Here is a 2,411-nt window from a genome sequence, read left to right on the forward strand (position 1 = left end):
TGGACGCGCTCGCCGACCCGCCGCCCCCGGACGCCGCCCCCACCCACTGGTACCCCGGCCCCGCCCCGGCGGACGGCGCCGCCGCCGCCGGCGGGCCGCCCGCGGGCGGCTGAACCGCCGCGCCCCGGCGGCCCGGCTTGTCCCTGCCCCAGGGGCAGGGGGCACAGTGGCCGCATGCGCCAGGAGACGATCACCATCGGGGAACTCGCGGCCCGGACCGGACTCAGTCCCAAGGCCCTGCGGCTCTACGGGGAACGGGGCCTGCTGCCGCCCGCCCGCGTCGACCCCCGCACCTCGGTCCGCCACTACGGCCCCGGCCAGGTCGAACGGGCCCGCCGCATCGCCCTGCTGCGCGCCGCCGGCCTGCCGCTGGAGCGGATCGCGGCGGTCCTCGACGCGGACGGCGCGGACGGGCCGGTGCGCCTCCTCGACGCGTACTGGCACGAGCAGCGGGCCCTCCACGCGGCCCGCCGGGACGCGGTCGCCTACGCCCGCGCGGTGCTGGCGGGGCGGGACCCGGAGCCGTACCGGATCGCCGAACGCGAGGTGCCCGAGCGGACGGTGCTGTGCCTCCAGCGGCACGTGGACGCCGCCGCGCTGCCCGGCTTCCTCGCCGAGGCGACCACCCTCCTCCTCGCCCGCCTGCGGGAGGCGGACGCCTGTCTGTCGGGCCCCCTCTTCGCCGTCCACCACGGCCTCGTCGGCGACGACTCCGACGGTCCCGTCGAGGTCTGCGCCCCCACGGACGGCCCGGTCGGCCCCGCGCCGGGGATCGGGACGCGGATCGAACCCGCGCACCGCGAGGCGTACATCGCCCTGCCGAGCCGGGCCCGGGGGTACCCGGCGATGGCGGCGGCCCACCACGCCCTCGGCACCTGGCTCGCCCGCCACGGCCACGTCCGGACCGCCTCCCACCGCGAGGTGTACCACCCCAACTGGCCCGGCTCCGCGCCGGACGAGCACGTCGCCGACGTCGCCGTCCCCTTCCGGCGGAGCACGTCCCCGTGACGCCCGGCGGACGGGCGGCCGGAAACGGACGGGAGGTCGGGGACGAACGGACGGGCGGGAACGGACGGAAACGGACGCGCGGTCAGAAGGAGACGTCGGCCGCCTCCACGATCCGGCCGTCCATGTTCCGCTCGATCATCCGCAGCGCGGCCCGCGCCAGGTCCTCGTGGATGTGGGCGACCGCGTCCCGGGGGACCGTCACCCGCAGGTGGCGGATGTGGGCGTCCAGCGCGGAGTAGAGCACGCACTGCTCGGTGACCTGGCCGGTGAGCACCAGGTCGGTCACGTCGAGCGAGCGGAGCAGGTACGCCAGCGGCGTCTCGTAGAACACCGAGTGACGCGCCTTCACGACGAAGAGCGCGTCCTCGTCGGGCCGGACCGGCTCGACCAGGTCCGGATGGCGGCCCGCGAGCGCCAGGTCGAGGATCTCCCCGTGGTGGGAGCGCCACTGGCCGAAGTTGTCGTTGGCGTAGACGACCGGCGCCCCCGCCTCCCGCGCCCGCCGCAGCAGGCCGACGATCGCGGGCAGCGCCGCCGTCACGGACGGCACGAGCCGGTCCGCGTCCTCGTGCGCGTACGTGTTGAGCATGTCGATCACGACGAGCGCCGAGCGCCCCATGGCAGCCTCCGCCTTCTCCGGTCCTCCCGCTCCCTCCCGGACTACCTCCCCGGCCCGCCGTCCGCATCCGGAGCGGGTGCCGTCCCCGGTCCGGCGTGGTGTGCTGGTGGGGAGGGGGTGGACCGTCGCCTCATGAGGAGGAAGGATCATGGCGATCCTCGTCCACGCCGTCCTCGACGGAATCAGCACGGACCAGTACGACACGCTCAACGCCAAGCTCCAGTCCACGCCGGAGATCTTCGACGGCTGCCTCGCGCACGCGTGCGTGGCGACCGACAGCGGCCTGGAGATCTTCGACCTCTGGGAGAGCGAGGAGAAGATGAGGGCGTTCGCCGACCGGATGATGCCGATCGCGGTCGGCCTCGGCTGGCCGGAGGGCCCGCAGCCACGCGTGGTGGCCGTCCACAACCACTGGATACCCGGCGCCACCGGCTGACCGGAGCACCCGCCGCCGTACGGGTGCCGTCGTACGGGCGCGGAGGGCGGCGGTCCACGGCCCCGCGGGGTTTCCCCGCACCGGGCGCACCGGGCGGTCCGGCGGCCCGGGCCGCAGGCCGAGGGGAGCGCCCCGTCGCCGACCGGCCGCCGGGCCCGGCCGCCCCGGCCCCCCCCCCGCCCCCCCCCGGGCCCCCCCCCCCCCCCCCCCGCCCCCCCCCCCCCCCCCCCCCCCCCCCCCCCCGCCCCCCCCCCCCCCCCCCCCCCCCCCCCCCCCCCCCCCCCCCCCCCCCCGCACCCCCCCCCCCGCGGGGGCGGGAGGGGCGGGGTGATCATAACCCCCCACCCC

Annotated in this window: 3 protein-coding genes; 2 read left to right on the forward strand and 1 reads right to left on the reverse strand. The window is 77.8% G+C overall.

Features of this window, described 5'->3' with window-relative positions; translation table 11 throughout:
* The first annotated feature begins 174 nt into the window (after positions 1–174).
* Positions 175–1,008 carry a MerR family transcriptional regulator gene (locus AB0E83_RS35400; protein ID WP_362120929.1) on the forward strand — a complete coding sequence of 278 codons (834 nt, stop codon included), beginning with the start codon at positions 175–177 and terminating at the stop codon, positions 1,006–1,008.
* 82 nt (positions 1,009–1,090) lie between these two features.
* Here AB0E83_RS35400 and AB0E83_RS35405 read toward each other — a convergent pair whose 3' ends face one another.
* Positions 1,091–1,627 carry an isochorismatase family cysteine hydrolase gene (locus AB0E83_RS35405; RefSeq protein WP_362120931.1) on the reverse strand — a complete coding sequence of 179 codons (537 nt, stop codon included), beginning with the start codon at positions 1,625–1,627 and terminating at the stop codon, positions 1,091–1,093.
* Positions 1,628–1,775: 148 nt separating this feature from the next.
* On the opposite strand from AB0E83_RS35405, the gene AB0E83_RS35410 reads away from it, so the two are divergent.
* Positions 1,776–2,063: a hypothetical protein gene (locus AB0E83_RS35410; RefSeq protein WP_362120933.1), complete on the forward strand. Its 288-nt coding sequence runs from the start codon at positions 1,776–1,778 to the stop codon at positions 2,061–2,063.
* The last annotated feature ends 348 nt before the right edge of the window (positions 2,064–2,411 follow it).

The organism is Streptomyces sp. NPDC035033 (assembly GCF_040636735.1).
GTDB lineage: Bacteria > Actinomycetota > Actinomycetes > Streptomycetales > Streptomycetaceae > Streptomyces.

What these genes read in the sequence shown, in the direction of transcription:
- AB0E83_RS35405 (WP_362120931.1), bottom strand. Translation starts at nt 1,627, where the DNA reads ATGGGGCGCTCGGCGCTCGTCGTGATCGACATGCTCAACACGTACGCG.
- AB0E83_RS35410 (WP_362120933.1), top strand. Translation starts at nt 1,776, where the DNA reads ATGGCGATCCTCGTCCACGCCGTCCTCGACGGAATCAGCACGGACCAG.
- AB0E83_RS35400 (WP_362120929.1), top strand. Translation starts at nt 175, where the DNA reads ATGCGCCAGGAGACGATCACCATCGGGGAACTCGCGGCCCGGACCGGA.